The organism is Pseudomonas sp. FG43 (genome assembly GCF_057809175.1).
The window spans coordinates 164,742-180,083 of the sequence record NZ_JBMDJL010000001.1 but is presented as its reverse complement, the minus strand read 5'-3'; the positions used below and the strand labels follow the sequence as shown (position 1 = coordinate 180,083).

Annotated in this window: 15 protein-coding genes; 12 read left to right on the top strand and 3 right to left on the bottom strand. The window is 56.0% G+C overall.

Annotated elements, in window-relative coordinates:
* Positions 1-52: 52 nt before the first annotated feature.
* Positions 53-1,213 (bottom strand): Do family serine endopeptidase AlgW, encoded by a 1,161-nt coding sequence (gene algW / locus ACODS3_RS00805; protein WP_201005755.1) that lies wholly within the window; start codon positions 1,211-1,213, stop codon positions 53-55.
* A gap of 110 nt (positions 1,214-1,323) precedes the next feature.
* Between algW and ACODS3_RS00800 the strand changes: the two genes are divergently transcribed.
* The 4 genes from ACODS3_RS00800 (at position 1,324) to ACODS3_RS00785 (ending at position 6,098) form a co-directional block, all read left to right on the top strand.
* Positions 1,324-2,082: a Nif3-like dinuclear metal center hexameric protein gene (locus ACODS3_RS00800; protein WP_201005753.1), complete on the top strand. Its 759-nt coding sequence runs from the start codon at positions 1,324-1,326 to the stop codon at positions 2,080-2,082.
* A 215-nt stretch (positions 2,083-2,297) separates the two neighbouring features.
* Positions 2,298-3,215: a sulfate adenylyltransferase subunit CysD gene (gene cysD, locus ACODS3_RS00795; protein ID WP_201005743.1), complete on the top strand. Its 918-nt coding sequence runs from the start codon at positions 2,298-2,300 to the stop codon at positions 3,213-3,215.
* Between the two features lie 172 nt (positions 3,216-3,387).
* Complete coding sequence (cysN, locus tag ACODS3_RS00790; RefSeq protein ID WP_304575326.1) at positions 3,388-5,286, top strand: sulfate adenylyltransferase subunit CysN; 1,899 nt, start codon at positions 3,388-3,390, stop codon at positions 5,284-5,286.
* A 329-nt stretch (positions 5,287-5,615) separates the two neighbouring features.
* Entirely contained in the window at positions 5,616-6,098 is a 483-nt protein-coding gene (locus ACODS3_RS00785) for a hypothetical protein (RefSeq protein WP_304575327.1), read from the top strand.
* Positions 6,099-6,430: 332 nt separating this feature from the next.
* Here the strand turns inward: ACODS3_RS00785 and ACODS3_RS00780 are convergent, their stop codons facing one another.
* Positions 6,431-6,868 carry a Z-ring associated ZapG family protein gene (locus ACODS3_RS00780; protein ID WP_117165805.1) on the bottom strand — a complete coding sequence of 146 codons (438 nt, stop codon included), beginning with the start codon at positions 6,866-6,868 and terminating at the stop codon, positions 6,431-6,433.
* A 144-nt stretch (positions 6,869-7,012) separates the two neighbouring features.
* Here ACODS3_RS00780 and ACODS3_RS00775 point away from each other — a divergent pair, with 144 nt between their 5' ends.
* The 3 genes from ACODS3_RS00775 to zapE all read left to right on the top strand — a co-directional run bounded on the left by ACODS3_RS00775 (position 7,013) and on the right by zapE (position 10,172).
* A complete protein-coding gene (locus tag ACODS3_RS00775; RefSeq protein WP_201005739.1) occupies positions 7,013-7,642 on the top strand; it encodes an alpha/beta hydrolase in 630 nt (209 codons plus the stop codon).
* Positions 7,643-7,669: 27 nt separating this feature from the next.
* Positions 7,670-9,016 (top strand): tryptophan--tRNA ligase, encoded by a 1,347-nt coding sequence (locus ACODS3_RS00770; protein WP_201005737.1) that lies wholly within the window; start codon positions 7,670-7,672, stop codon positions 9,014-9,016.
* Between the two features lie 61 nt (positions 9,017-9,077).
* On the top strand, positions 9,078-10,172 hold the full coding sequence (zapE, locus tag ACODS3_RS00765; RefSeq protein WP_201005736.1) for a cell division protein ZapE: 1,095 nt from the start codon (positions 9,078-9,080) through the stop codon (positions 10,170-10,172).
* Positions 10,173-10,292: 120 nt separating this feature from the next.
* On the opposite strand, the gene ACODS3_RS00760 is transcribed toward zapE, so the two are convergent.
* Positions 10,293-11,189 (bottom strand): GlxA family transcriptional regulator, encoded by an 897-nt coding sequence (locus ACODS3_RS00760; RefSeq protein ID WP_201005881.1) that lies wholly within the window; start codon positions 11,187-11,189, stop codon positions 10,293-10,295.
* 461 nt (positions 11,190-11,650) lie between these two features.
* Here ACODS3_RS00760 and rplM point away from each other — a divergent pair, with 461 nt between their 5' ends.
* The 5 genes from rplM (at position 11,651) to ACODS3_RS00735 (ending at position 15,325) form a co-directional block, all read left to right on the top strand.
* Positions 11,651-12,079, top strand: coding sequence for a 50S ribosomal protein L13 (gene rplM, locus ACODS3_RS00755; protein ID WP_025261754.1), 429 nt, complete (start codon positions 11,651-11,653; stop codon positions 12,077-12,079).
* 14 nt (positions 12,080-12,093) lie between these two features.
* Entirely contained in the window at positions 12,094-12,486 is a 393-nt protein-coding gene (rpsI, locus tag ACODS3_RS00750; protein ID WP_025261753.1) for a 30S ribosomal protein S9, read from the top strand.
* Between the two features lie 252 nt (positions 12,487-12,738).
* The gene (gene petA, locus ACODS3_RS00745) at positions 12,739-13,332 is read left to right on the top strand and encodes a ubiquinol-cytochrome c reductase iron-sulfur subunit (protein ID WP_201020589.1); all 594 of its coding nucleotides are present in this window, start codon (positions 12,739-12,741) and stop codon (positions 13,330-13,332) included.
* Positions 13,332-14,543 carry a cytochrome b gene (locus ACODS3_RS00740; protein ID WP_201005734.1) on the top strand — a complete coding sequence of 404 codons (1,212 nt, stop codon included), beginning with the start codon at positions 13,332-13,334 and terminating at the stop codon, positions 14,541-14,543. The genes petA and ACODS3_RS00740 overlap by 1 nt, the downstream gene beginning before the upstream one ends.
* Positions 14,543-15,325, top strand: coding sequence for a cytochrome c1 (locus ACODS3_RS00735; RefSeq protein ID WP_201020588.1), 783 nt, complete (start codon positions 14,543-14,545; stop codon positions 15,323-15,325). Before ACODS3_RS00740 ends, ACODS3_RS00735 begins: the two co-directional genes overlap by 1 nt.
* Positions 15,326-15,342 lie beyond the last annotated feature (17 nt).

The following is a 15,342-nucleotide window of genomic DNA, read 5'->3' as shown; positions in this document are numbered from 1 at the left end:
GAACGAATTCGCTCCTGCTGTGTGGGAGTGAATTCATTCGCGAAGACTGGTTTTACTGTTCCTTCACTGCTGGCGTCGGTGCCGGTGGTGGCCGCAGGCCTACCTCGGCGCTCAGGCGCAATTCCTTGCCGTTGCGCATGACATCAATCGCTATCTTGTCCTTTGGCTTGGTGCGCGCCACCTGGTTCATCGAGCGTCGGCCGTCACCTGCCGGTTCGCCATTGATGCTCAGGATCACATCTCCCAGTTGCAGGCCGGCTTTCTGTGCCGGGCCATCGCGGAAGATTCCTGCGACCACAATGCCTGGGCGGTCTTTCAGACCGAAGGAGTCGGCCAGTTCCTGCGTCAGGGGTTGAACTTCGATACCCAGCCAGCCACGAATGACCTGACCGTGCTCGATGATCGACTTCATGACATCCATTGCCAGTTTGGTCGGGATAGCAAAGCCGATGCCTTGCGAGCCGCCTGACTTGGAGAAGATTGCGGTATTGATGCCGGTCAGGTTGCCAGCAGCATCCACCAGCGCGCCACCCGAGTTGCCGGGGTTGATGGCGGCGTCGGTCTGGATGAAGTCTTCATAGGTATTGAGGCCCAACTGGTTGCGGCCGGTCGCGCTGATGATGCCCATGGTGACGGTCTGGCCCACCCCGAACGGGTTGCCGATGGCCAGTGCCACGTCGCCGATACGAATGCTGTCGGAGCGCGCAATGGTAATGGAAGGCAGGTTTTTCAGGTCGATCTTCAGAACGGCCAGATCGGTTTCAGGATCGTTGCCAATCACTCGTGCGATGGTTTCGCGACCGTCCTTGAGAGCGACCACGATCTGGTCCGCACCCGTCGTAACGTGGTTGTTGGTCAGCAGGTAGCCTTCGGGGCTCATGATCACACCGGAGCCGAGGCTGGATTCCATGCGTTTCTGCTTGGGAACGTTGTCGCCGAAGAACCTTCTGAACTGAGGGTCCTCGAACATGGGGTTGTTGCTCTTGTTGACCATCTTGGTGGTGTAGAGATTGACCACGGCTGGTGCAGCGGCACTCACTGCATCGGCATAAGACGTCGGGCCCTGCATCACTACAGTGGCCTTGGGAGCCTGTTGCAGGTTTACATCCCGGCTGGGCAGCCCTACCCATTCCGGGTAACGCTGAATAATCAACATGGCGATGAGCACGCCAGCCAGCAATGGCCAGCCGAAAAAGCGCAGTGCCTTTAACATTGAGCAAGTCCTGATGGTTACAGGCGCAAAGATTTTTCCGCGGGTGCGCCATAATGGCGGGCATTATACGAGCACAAAGCAGCTCTGAACTGCATATTTAGGAGTCTTTTATGGCTGTTGCCCTGAGTACCCTGGTCGAAGAGGCCGACCGTTATCTCAACAGTGCCCGCATTCAGGATTACTGCCCCAATGGTTTGCAGGTCGAAGGTCGCCCGCAGATCATGCGTATCGTCAGTGGTGTGACGGCCAGCCAGGCCTTGCTGGACGCAGCGGTCGAGGCTCAGGCCGACCTGATTCTGGTCCACCATGGTTACTTCTGGAAGGGCGAGAATCCCTGTGTCGTGGGCATGAAGCAGCGTCGTTTGAAGACATTGCTCAAGCATGACATCAGCCTGCTGGCCTATCACCTGCCCCTGGATGTGCATCCGGATGTGGGCAATAACGTGCAGTTGGCTCGCCAGCTGGACATTACGGTCGAAGGTCCGCTGGACCCCGAGAATCCCAAGGTGGTCGGTCTGGTCGGTTCCCTTTCCGAGCCGGTGACGCCTCGCGACTTTGCCCGTCGCGTGCAGGACGCGCTGGGGCGTGAGCCGTTATTGATCGAAGGCAGCCAGATGATCCGTCGTGTCGGCTGGTGCAGCGGTGGAGGGCAGGGCTATATCGATCAGGCAGTGCTTGAGGGCGTGGACTTGTTCCTCAGTGGCGAAGCCTCGGAACAGACTTTTCACAGTGCCCGTGAGAACGACATCAGCTTTATCGCCGCGGGGCACCACGCCACCGAACGCTATGGTGTTCAGGCCTTGGGTGACTATCTGGCACGGCGTTTTGCCCTTGAGCATATTTTCATCGATTGCCCGAATCCGATCTGAAACAGGCGCGTGAAAATTCAGCGTGACCGAGCGCAGCAGTTTTCACGCTGTCTGGGAAGGTCCAAACGACGAGCTATATGGATAGATCGTTTCGATCTATCCAGCGCGCTGATCCTGCGGTATCCCTCATGATAAAGTGCGCGGCTCGAATACGGCCCGCTGGCCGCCCGGGGGGATTTTTCCCGGCCCACAACGATTGCAATCCGTGAGTAACCATGGTTGACAAACTGACGCATCTGAAACAGCTGGAAGCGGAAAGCATCCACATCATCCGCGAGGTCGCCGCCGAGTTCGACAACCCGGTGATGTTGTACTCGATCGGCAAGGACTCTGCCGTGATGCTGCATCTGGCACGCAAGGCCTTCTTTCCGGGCAAACTGCCGTTCCCGGTCATGCACGTCGATACCCGGTGGAAATTCCGGGAAATGTATAGCTTCCGCGACAAGATGGTCGAGGAAATGGGCCTGGATCTGATCACCCACGTCAACCCTGATGGTGTTGCGCAGGGCATCAACCCTTTCACCCACGGCAGTGCCAAGCACACCGATATCATGAAGACCGAGGGCCTGAAGCAGGCACTGGACAAGCATGGTTTCGACGCAGCTTTCGGCGGCGCGCGGCGTGACGAGGAAAAATCCCGTGCCAAGGAACGTGTCTACTCGTTCCGCGACAGCAAGCATCGCTGGGACCCGAAGAACCAGCGTCCCGAGCTGTGGAACGTCTATAACGGCAACGTCAACAAGGGCGAGTCGATCCGCGTCTTCCCGCTGTCGAACTGGACCGAACTGGACATCTGGCAGTACATCTACCTCGAAGGCATCCCGATCGTGCCGCTGTACTTTGCAGCCGAGCGCGACGTCATCGAGAAGAACGGCACCCTGATCATGATCGACGACGATCGCATCCTCGAGCACCTTACCGACGAGGAAAAGGCCCGCATCGTCAAAAAGAAAGTGCGCTTCCGTACCCTCGGCTGCTACCCGCTGACCGGTGCCGTCGAATCCGAGGCGACCAGCCTGACCGACATCATCCAGGAAATGCTCCTGACACGAACTTCCGAACGCCAGGGCCGGGTCATCGACCACGACGGCGCAGGCTCGATGGAAGAAAAGAAACGGCAGGGGTATTTCTAAGCTTCAAGTTACAAGCGGCAAGCTGCAAGTTGGAAGCACATTGCGTAGCTTCAGGGTTTTGCAGGTTGCCGCCCTTTGTGGGCGTATTTGAGCGCTCATAACAAAAAAATTCTGACTAGTTGTACGCCGACAAGCTTGCCGCTTGAAGCTTACAGCTTGGAGCTTAAACCCTATGAGCCATCAATCCGAATTGATCAGCGAGGACATCCTCGCCTATCTGGGCCAGCACGAACGCAAGGAAATGCTGCGCTTTCTTACCTGTGGCAACGTCGATGACGGCAAGAGCACGCTGATCGGGCGTCTGCTGCATGACTCCAAGATGATCTATGAAGATCACCTGGAAGCCATTACCCGCGACTCGAAGAAGTCCGGCACCACTGGCGATGACGTGGATCTGGCGCTGCTGGTGGATGGCCTGCAGGCCGAGCGTGAGCAGGGCATCACCATTGATGTCGCTTATCGCTATTTCTCTACGGCCAAGCGCAAGTTCATCATTGCCGATACGCCGGGCCACGAGCAGTACACCCGTAACATGGCGACCGGTGCATCGACCTGCGATCTGGCGATCATTCTGGTCGACGCCCGTTATGGCGTGCAGACCCAGACCCGTCGTCACAGCTACATCGCTTCGCTGCTGGGCATCAAGCACATTGTCGTGGCCATCAACAAGATGGACCTCAATGGCTTCGATGAGAGCATTTTCGAGTCGATCAAGGCCGATTACCTGAAGTTTGCCGAAGGCCTGGCCTTCAAGCCGACCACCATGGCATTCGTGCCGATGTCGGCGCTCAAGGGCGATAACGTGGTGAACAAGAGCGAGCGTTCGCCCTGGTACACCGGTCAGTCGTTGATGGAAATTCTGGAAACCGTGGAGATCTCCAGTGACCGCAACTATGCGGACCTGCGTTTCCCGGTGCAGTACGTCAACCGCCCGAACCTGAACTTCCGTGGCTTCGCTGGCACTCTGGCCAGCGGCATCGTGCATAAGGGCGATGAAATCGTCGTGCTGCCGTCGGGCAAGAGCAGTCGCATCAAGTCCATCGTCACCTTTGAAGGTGAACTGGAGCAGGCAGGTCCAGGCCAGGCCGTGACCCTGACTATGGAAGACGAGATCGATATCTCCCGTGGTGACCTGTTGGTGCATGCCGACAACGTTCCGCAAGTCAGCGATGCATTCGATGCCATGCTGGTATGGATGGCTGAAGAGCCGATGCTGCCGGGCAAGAAATACGACATCAAGCGCGCTACCAGCTACGTGCCGGGCTCGATTGCCAGCATCACACATCGCGTCGATGTGAACACGCTGGTCGAAGGTCCTGCCAGCGCCTTGCAACTGAACGAGATTGGCCGCGTCAAGATCAGCCTCGATGCACCTATCGCGCTGGACGGTTACGAAAGCAACCGCACCACCGGTGCGTTCATCGTCATTGATCGCCTGACCAACGGCACTGTCGCGGCGGGCATGATCATCGCCAAGCCAGTCAGTGCGGGCGGCGCGAATCACCATGGCGAACTGGCTCACGTGTCGACTCAGGAACGCGCCCAGCGCTTCGGTCAGCAACCGGCTACCGTGCTGTTCAGCGGTCTGTCGGGCGCAGGCAAAAGCACGCTGGCCTACGCGGTCGAGCGCAAGCTGTTCGACATGGGGCGTGCGGTTTATGTCCTCGATGGCCAGAACCTGCGTCACGACCTGAACAAAGGTCTGCCACAGAACCGTGCCGGTCGTACCGAGAACTGGAGCCGTGCTGCTCACGTAGCCCGTCAGTTCAACGAAGCCGGCCTGCTGACCCTGGCAGCCTTCGTCGCACCGGATGCAGAAGGCCGTGAGCGCGCCAAGGCGCTGCTTGGCAAGGAACGTTTGCTGACCGTCTACGTCCAGGCTTCGCCAAGCGTCTGCCGCGAGCGTGATCCGCAAGGTCTGTATGCCGCCGATGGCGACAACATCCCAGGCGAATCCTTCCCGTACGACGTACCGCTGGATGCCGACCTCGTGATCGATACACAGTCGTTGAGCGTGGAAGAGGGCGTCAAGCTGGTACTGGACTTGTTGCGCACCCGCGGCGCGATCTAAGTTCTTCGCGAATGAATTCGCTCCCACACATGGTCTGTGGGAGCGAATTCATTGGCTCTGTGTGCGTTAAGTGTTGCACCTGGAAAAGAATGCGATTTTATTCAATAAAATCAATTAATTAGGCTTTTCTTGTAACGTCCACTTTACGCACCCCTGAAACCCGCATTGCAGAGCCTTAGGCAGGGGTTGCACGGTGCGAGTTTAGTCATCTGCAACACTTAACGCAGACAGAGCCAATTCATTAGCGAAATGCGGTATATATTTATCGCATATCACTCCCCTCTGATGATTAGTTGAATACTCAATCTATAGCTTTCAAGGTGAAAGAGATGAGTATTCAATACGGTTCGTTTAATGGAAGTGGCTCTCCTGTATTGCCGCCCAATCAAATGATGACCCCTGGGCAGTTTCTGCTGTCGCCTAACGGGCGCTTTCGTCTGGACTTACAGGGCGATGGTAATCTTGTAATCAAGGATAATGGCGTTGTTATATGGGCCGCTGATGGTAGTCAGCCCTATAGTCTTACACTTTCTCGCAAGCAAAGAGGCGCACCCTGGTTTGTCGTAAGCAATAGCGGTTTTCTCTACGATCCGGCCAGAGCTCGCCTCTGGGTGGCAGAAAGCACTCACAGCAAGGATAAGTCATATTGGTATCACAGCCATATGTCCATGCAGGATGACGGTAATCTGATCATCTATGACGAGCGCACAGGCAGCCTTTTATGGGCTCGGTTTGGTTTCATACCTGGGCGAAACAATAGAACCATTCGGGTTTTGATAGAGCCCTTCAAGATCTATACATGGAAGTTTTGATTTCTGTTAGTGGATTGCTTCCATATTTATCGTTGCACGGGGCAGTCAGATCGGTTTGGGTCCATTTCGCATTTGTACAGAAGTTCGGGATTATGTCTTCCCATCATGTAACAGTTGTGAGTGCAGTCGCCGGAGACGCAACCTGATAGTAATAGGCATGCAGTCAGTATTTTTATCGCTTTCATTTGTTTCTCCAGTTTTTGGAGAGGGTAAATGTGTGCAGAATTTATACATAGACGTTGCAGTCTTGAAAATGCGTAGGATGTTTCTGTAGCGTCCACAAAAAAGCCCGCCATTCGATCTGAATGGCGGGCTTTTTGTTTATCGGTCGCTTACGGCTTTTTCAGACCGTAATGCTCATCCAGCATGCCAGGCGTGTTGGGTGCCTTTGGCGCGTAGTCTTTTGGTGCTTCGCTGTCACGTGGCGGTGTAAGGCGGTCGCGTGGTGCCTGGTTGGCCTCTGGATGCAAGGCCGCCAGCAGGCGTTGGCGGGTCAGTTCGTCAAGGGCCAGACGATTGGCGCCCTCGGCGAGATGCTCCTGTACTTCCTGATAGCTTTGCGAGAGTTTCTGTACCAGGGTAGCCGTGCTGTTGAAGTGTGTGACCACCTCGTTCTGATAGGTATCGAAGCGCTCCTGAATGCTATCCAGCTGGCGCTGGGTGTTATTCGGAACGGTATTGGGCAGCAGACGTGCGACCAGGAAACCAATGACGACACCGGCAACCAGGGCAAGAGTCGGCAACAACCAAACTAAGAGCGAGTGTTCCACGAGTCCTTCCTCTATAAACGGCTTTGCTTTACGTTAACGGCTCTAACCTGCGCTGTATACCCGCGACACGTCGCTTATATGTCAGCCACAGACAATCAGCTAGACGAGTCGATCCATTTCGAGGTCACGGAGTTTATTTTGTCCATGCGTGAAACCCCCGTATTCATTGATGGCCCCGAAGGCCAGCTTGAAGCGCTTTATCAGGATCTGCCCGATGCTGTGGGCCTGGCGCTGATTTGCCATCCTAACCCGATCCAGGGTGGGACGATGCTCAATAAAGTGGTTTCGACGTTGCAGCGTACCGCCCGCGATGCCGGTCTGGTTACGTTACGTTTCAATTATCGTGGCGTCGGTGCCAGCGCTGGCACATCGGTTGCCGGGCCGGAGGAGGTCGAAGATGCGGTTGCGGTCGCGCAATGGCTTCGCAAGCAGCAGCCGGATCTGCCCATCACGTTGCTGGGTTTTTCCTTTGGGGGTTATGTGGCTGCCACGCTTGGCGGACGCCTCGAAGCGCAAGGCGAGCAACTGAAACACCTGTTTCTGGTGGCCGCTGCCGCATCGCGTTTGAAGGATCAAAGCGTCCTGCCGCAGAACTGTCCGCTGACGGTCATTCAGCCCGAAACCGATGAAGTCGTGGACCCGGAAATGGTCTATGCATGGTCCGCGCTTCTGCAACGTCCCCATGAGCTGCTGAAAGTGGCAGAATGCGGACACTTTTTTCACGGCAAGCTGACCGATCTGAAAGATCTGGTCCTTCCGCGTCTCTCGAACTGATTGCAGCCATAGAATAAGCGACCTGCCATGACTACTCGTATCCTGACCGGTATCACCACCACCGGCACTCCCCATCTGGGCAACTATGCGGGCGCGATCCGCCCGGCCATCGTCGCCAGCCGCCAGAAGGATGTCGACTCGTTCTACTTCCTGGCGGACTACCATGCCTTGATCAAGTGCGATGACCCGCAGCGCATCCAGCGCTCGCGCCTGGAAATCGCGGCGACCTGGCTGGCTGCCGGTCTGGATGTCGATCGAGTGACCTTCTATCGTCAGTCCGATATCCCCGAGATCCCGGAACTGACCTGGCTGCTGACCTGCGTGGCCGGCAAGGGCCTGCTCAACCGCGCCCACGCTTACAAGGCATCTGTAGACAAGAATGTCGAGGCCGGCGAAGACCCGGATGCCGGTATCACCATGGGGCTGTTCAGCTATCCGGTGCTGATGGCGGCCGACATTCTGATGTTCAACGCCCATAAAGTGCCGGTCGGCCGTGACCAGATCCAGCACGTTGAAATGGCTCGCGATATCGGTCAGCGCTTCAACCACCTGTTCGGCAAGGGCAAGGAGTTCTTCGTCATGCCTGAAGCCCTGATCGAGGAAAGCGTTGCGACGCTGCCCGGTCTGGATGGTCGCAAAATGTCGAAGAGCTACGACAACACGATTCCGTTGTTCAGCAGCGCCAAGGACATGAAGGATGCGATCTCGCGCATCGTCACCGACTCGCGTGCTCCCGGCGAAGCCAAGGACCCGGATAACTCTCACCTGTTCACGCTCTATCAGGCATTCTCCAGTGCAGAGCAGTCGGCCGAGTTCCGCTCCGAGCTGTTGCAAGGTCTGGGTTGGGGCGAGGCCAAGAATCGTCTGTTCAAGCTGCTGGATGGCGAACTGAGCGAAGCCCGCGAGAAATACCTGGGCCTGATCGAGCGTCCTGCGGATCTAGAAGACATCCTGCTCGCCGGTGCCCAGAAAGCCCGTCGCGCCGCCACGCCGTTCCTTGAAGAACTGCGCGAGGCGGTTGGCCTGCGCTCGTTCCGCACGGTTGCGCAGAATGTCGAAACCGGCAAGAAAAAAGCCGCCAAGGGCGCACGGGTTGTGAGCTTCCGTGAAGCAGACGGCAGTTTCCGTTTCCGTCTGCTGGCTGCCGATGGTGAAGAGTTGTTGCTGTCGAGCCATTTCGCGGATGGCAAGACGGCAGGCGCTGCCAGCAAAAGTCTGCTTGGCCCCAACGAGCCAATCATCATTCCTGGTGACTTCCACTTTGAAGTGGCTTTTGGCAATGGCAACGCCCAAAGTCCGCAGTTTGAAAGTGCTGAAGCCGTGCAGGCCGGTATAGAGCGCTTGCTGGCTGAGCTCAAAGCCTTGCAGGATTGATTGCCATTCCCCCGGGCCGTCGCTACAGTGACGGCCCGCTTTTGTTGCCTTGTTACCGAATATGACGCCCCTAGAACGATATCAAGCAGATCTGAAACGCCCTGACTTCTTCCACGATGCTGCGCAGGAAAACGCTGTGCGTCACTTGCAGCGTCTTTACGAAGATCTGATCGCTGCGAACAACAGCAAGCCGGGCGTGTTCGGCAAGCTGTTCGGCAAGAAAGAGCCAGCCCTGGTCAAGGGGTTGTACTTCTGGGGTGGTGTAGGCCGGGGCAAGACGTATCTGGTCGATACCTTTTTCGATGCCCTGCCGTTCGAGCAGAAGGTGCGGACTCACTTCCACCGCTTCATGAAGCGCGTGCACGAAGAAATGAGAACCCTCAAGGGCGAGAAAAACCCGCTCACTCTTATCGCCAAGCGCTTTTCCGATGAGGCGCGGGTGATCTGTTTCGACGAGTTCTTCGTTTCCGACATTACCGATGCCATGATCCTTGGCACCCTGATGGAAGAGCTGTTCAAGAATGGCGTGACCCTGGTCGCCACTTCCAACATCGTGCCCGACGGTCTGTACAAGGACGGTTTGCAACGCGCCCGCTTCCTGCCTGCGATTGCCCTGATCAAGCAGAACACCGATATCGTCAACGTCGACAGCGGCGTCGACTATCGCCTGCGCCATCTGGAGCAGGCCGAGCTGTTCCACTTCCCGCTCAATGACGTCGCCGAGGAAAGCCTGCGCAAAAGCTTCAAGGCTTTGACGCCGGAGTGTGCGCAGACCATCGAAAACGATGTGCTGATCATCGAGAATCGCGAAATCCGTGCCCTGCGTACCTGCGACGACGTGGCGTGGTTCGATTTCCGCGAATTGTGCGACGGGCCTCGCAGCCAGAACGACTACATCGAGCTGGGCAAGATCTTTCATGCCGTGCTGCTAAGCGGTGTTGAGCAGATGAGCGTGACCACTGACGACATTGCTCGTCGGTTCATCAACATGGTCGATGAATTCTACGACCGTAACGTCAAGCTGATCATCTCGGCAGAAGTTGAGCTGAAGGACCTGTATACGGGCGGACGTTTGACGTTTGAATTCGCACGTACCTTGAGCCGCTTGCTGGAAATGCAATCCCACGAGTTTTTGGCTCGGGCGCATAAGCCTTAGGAGCAGTTGCAAGCTTCAAGCTGGAAGCTGGAAGCTGCAAGTAAAGGCAGGTTGCGCACTGCTTTTGCTTGCAGCTTGTAACTTACAGCTTGCAGCTTGCAGCTTTTCAGCATGCTGCCCTCAGGCGGCCTGCTGAAACTGCTGCCTATATTGATTGGGCGACAGTTCGGTGTGCTGGCGGAACAGGCGGGCGAAGAAGCTTGCATCGTCGTAGCCAATTTCATAGCTGATGGTCTTGATGCTCTTTCGCGTGCCGGAGAGCAGGCCCTTGGCTGTTTCGATGCGCAGGCGTTGCAGGTAATGCAGCGGCTTGTCGCCGGTTGCGGCCTGGAAGCGGCGCATGAAGTTGCGGATGCTCATGCCGTGGTTGCGGGCCACGTCTTCAAAGCGGAACTTGTCCGCGAAATGTTCTTCGAGCCAGTGCTGGATTTGCAGGATGATCACATCCTGATGAAGCTTCTGGCCGCCAAAACCTATCCTTCCCGGTGAATAACTGCGCCGCACCTCATAGAGGATGTCGCGGGCCACGGCCTGGGCGACGTTCGAGCCGCAGAAGCGTTCGATCAGATAAATGTAGAGATCACAGGCCGATGTGGTGCCGCCTGCGCAATACAGGTTGTCGGCGTCTGTCAGGTGTTTTTCCTGATTGAGCAGGACCTTGGGAAACCTTTCGTTGAACGCATTGAAGAAACGCCAGTAGGTGGTGGCTTCCTTGCCGTCCAGCAGGCCGGCTTCGGCCAGCCAGAAAACCCCGGTGGCTTCACCGCACAGGACGGCGCCGCTGGCGTGCTGTTCGCGCAGCCATGGCAGTATCTGCGGGTATTGCTGCAACTGGCTGTCGAAGTCGTCCCAGAATGCCGGGATGACAATGATGTCGCTTTCGCACAGCGGACCGTCTACCGGCAGGGTGACGTCACTGAAACTGCCGACGGGCTGTCCGTCCGGGCTTACCAGGCGAATTTCAAAGGCGGGTTTGAGGCCGTGACCCAATTGCTTGCTGTACCGCAGGCTGGCCAGATGGAAGAAGTCCTTGGCTTGCATGAGGGTCGAGGCGAATACTTTGTCAGTGGCAAGAATGCTTACGCGCCGCAGCGGGGCGGTGTGTTGAATCGGCATAATCTTTTGTTCTTATATGGAATAGTGGTCAAGCAACGGCTGAATCGTCTTATTTTTTTGCGGGTGTGTCCAGCCTCCGCGGTCGTCTCTTGCTGGCTGGCGGCCTGACGATTTGCTCGCGCAAGCAATAAACAGAACCTGAGCTGAAAATCAGGTTGAGGTTATTTTTTCAGCCTGTATAATCCGGCAGCTCTTTGCAGTGGAAGTGATGCGCCGTCTGCCGAAGAATCTTGCCGTATAACGGACGCGCTGACCCGAGCCCCCGATAGCGTCTGTTTCCGGCTGCCTTTGACTTGTCAAAGTACGCACTATTCAGTAAGATCCGCCGTCTCATTTTCAGGCGGCCCCTGAGGCTATAAAGAATGAAAACTTTTACTGCTAAACCGGAAACAGTTAAGCGCGACTGGTTCGTCGTCGACGCTGCTGGTCAGACCCTGGGTCGTCTGGCCACCGAAATCGCGAGCCGTCTGCGTGGCAAGCACAAACCGGAATACACTCCGCACGTCGATACCGGTGATTACATCGTCGTTATCAACGCTGAGCAAATCCGCGTTACCGGTGCTAAAGCTTCCGACAAGATTTACTACTCTCACTCCGGTTTTCCGGGCGGGATCAAATCGATCAACTTCGAAAAGCTGATCGATAAAGCTCCTGAGCGCGTGATCGAGACCGCGGTCAAAGGCATGCTGCCTAAGAACCCGCTGGGTCGCGACATGTATCGTAAGCTGAAAGTCTATGCGGGCGCTGTACACCCTCATACTGCTCAGCAGCCCCAAGAACTGAAGTTTTAACGGAATAGTTCATTATGTCGGCGACTCAAAATTACGGCACTGGCCGTCGCAAGACCGCAACCGCACGCGTTTTCCTGCGTCCGGGCACTGGTAACATCTCGATCAACAACCGTTCTCTGGACGTGTTCTTCGGCCGCGAAACTGCCCGCATGGTAGTTCGTCAGCCACTGGAACTGACCGAAACAGTTGAAAAGTTCGACATCTACGTCACCGTTATCGGTGGCGGTGTAAGTGGTCAAGCTGGCGCAATCCGCCACGGTATCACTCGCGCTCTGATGCAATACGACGAAACTCTGCGTAGCGCCCTGCGTAAAGCCGGTTACGTTACTCGTGACGCTCGTGAAGTTGAACGTAAGAAAGTCGGTCTGCGTAAAGCGCGTAAGCGTCCGCAGTACTCGAAGCGTTAATTCGCACTTCGTTCAAAAAGAACGCCCAGCCTCTTCGGAGCTGGGCGTTTTTTTATGTCTGTTATTTATGTGTGACAACGTGACACACGGCTGTAAGCCTTGATTTACAACATTTCCTACTTTTCGTACGGTCTTATTACCTTGTTAATTGAAGGGTTTTTATTTACCATCCGGCCAAATCTATAAACAGCTAGATTGATATTAAGTAGACGCCTGATCAAACAGGCCACATAGCTGATGGGAGAGGACGGAATGAGCAATGACGGCGTGAATGCAGGCCGGCGTCGCTTCCTCGTGGCAGCCACATCCGTGGTTGGTGCAGCAGGAGCGGTGGGGGCTGCGGTCCCGTTCGTGGGGTCATGGTTCCCCAGTGCCAAGGCGAAAGCCGCAGGGGCACCGGTCAAGGTGAATATCAGCAAGATTGAAGCAGGACAGCAGATGATTGCTGAATGGCGTGGTCAGCCGGTGTTCATTGTTCGTCGCACCAAAGAGATCCTGGATAACCTTGGCAAGATTACCGGCCAGCTATCCGATCCTGAGTCCAAGGCTTCTGTTCAGCCTGCTTATGTTGACCCTGTCGTTCGTTCGATCAAGCCGGAAATCCTGCTGCTGGTCGGTCTGTGTACGCACCTGGGGTGTTCACCAACCTTCCGTCCTGAAGTCGCACCTGTCGATCTTGGCAAGGATTGGGTGGGGGGCTATTTCTGTCCTTGTCACGGGTCTCATTACGATCTGGCCGGTCGGGTCTACAAGTCGCAACCCGCACCATTGAATCTGCCAGTACCCCCGCATTCCTATGAGTCGGACAGTGTCATTGTCATTGGCGTCGATAAGGAGGGTGCGTGATGAGCAAGTTCATGGATTGGGTCGATGCTCGTTTCCCGGCGACAAAGATGTGGGAAGACCATCTCAGCAAGTATTACGCTCCAAAGAACTTCAACTTCTTCTACTTTTTCGGTTCTCTGGCGCTGCTGGTTCTGGTCAACCAGATCCTGACCGGCGTCTGGCTGACCATGAGCTACACGCCGTCGGCTGAAGAGGCGTTTGCTTCTGTCGAATACATCATGCGCGATGTCGAGTACGGCGCAATCCTGCGTTTGCTGCACTCCACTGGCGCCTCGGCTTTCTTTATCGTGGTCTACCTGCACATGTTCCGTGGCTTGCTTTACGGCTCGTATCAAAAGCCGCGTGAGCTGGTCTGGGTTTTCGGGATGCTGATTTACCTGGCATTGATGGCTGAAGCCTTCATGGGATATCTGCTGCCTTGGGGGCAAATGTCTTACTGGGGTGCCCAGGTGATCATTTCGCTGTTCGGGGCCATTCCGGTCATTGGCGATGACCTGACCCAATGGATTCGCGGTGACTACCTGATTTCCGGCATCACCTTGAACCGTTTCTTCGCCTTGCACGTGGTCGCACTGCCAATCGTGGTGCTGGGGCTGGTGGTTCTGCATATCCTGGCGCTGCATGAAGTGGGCTCCAACAACCCGGATGGCGTGGACATCAAGAAACTCAAGGATGAAAACGGCATCCCTCTGGATGGCATTCCTTTCCATCCTTATTACACCGTGAAAGACATTGTCGGCGTGGTGGTGTTTCTCTTCGTCTTCTGCTCGATTGTGTTCTTCTTCCCTGAAATGGGTGGCTACTTCCTCGAAAAACCTAACTTTGAACCTGCCAACGCCTTCAAGACGCCTGAGCATATTGCGCCTGTCTGGTACTTCACGCCGTTCTACGCAATCTTGCGGGCGATTCCGGACAAGCTCACGGGTGTCATTGCCATGGGGGCCGCAATTGCAGTGTTGTTCGTGCTGCCATGGCTCGACCGCAGCCCGGTCAAGTCGATGCGCTACAAGGGATGGATGAGCAAGATCTGGCTGCTGCTGTTCTGCGTGGCTTTCGTGATCCTGGGCGTGCTGGGCGTTCTGGCGCCAACCCCGGGGCGGACTCTGTTGTCGCAGATCTGCACCTTTCTGTACTTCGCCTACTTCATTTTGATGCCGTTCTATACCCGGCTAGAGAAGACCAAACCGGTTCCAGAAAGGGTGACTGGCTGATGAAAAAGCTATTTGCTGTACTGATTCTCGCGATTCTGCCTGTTTTGTCGTTCGCCGCCGAACATGGCGGCCCAGAGCTGGAAAAGGTTGATATCGACGTTTCCGACAAGGCGGCGATGCAGGATGGCGCACGCACGTTCGCCAACTACTGCATGGGCTGCCATAGCGCCAAATACCAGCGTTATGAGCGCGTGGCTGATGATCTGGGTATTCCCCATGAGTTGATGCTGGAAAAGCTGGTGTTTACCGGTGCCAAGATCGGCGATCACATGAATATCGGCATGCAGCCAAACGATGCCAAGGCCTGGTTTGGTGCTGCGCCGCCTGATCTGACGCTGGTGGCGCGAGTGCGTGGCACGGATTGGCTGTATGGCTATCTGCGTTCGTTCTACGAAGATCCGGCTCGTCCGTGGGGCGTGAACAACAAGGTGTTCCCTAACGTCGGCATGCCCAACGTGTTGGTCGGGCTTCAGGGGCGTCAGGTTGTCGGCTGCAAGCAGGTCCAGGTGATTGAGGATGGCAAGAAGCAATATGATCCGCTGACCGGTGCGCCGCTCACCCATGAGGCTTGCGATCAACTGACCATCGTGCCGAAAACCGGTAGCCTGAACGAAGAGCAGTTCGACGAGAAGATCAAGAATCTGGTGACCTTTCTGGCCTATTCAGCCAATCCGGTTAAACTGCAGCATCAGCGCATAGGCGCTTATGTGTTGCTTTATCTGGCCTTCTTCTTTGTATTCGCCTATCTGCTCAAGCGTGAATACTGGAAGGATGTTCATTGATCGAGCTGTAGCTTCGC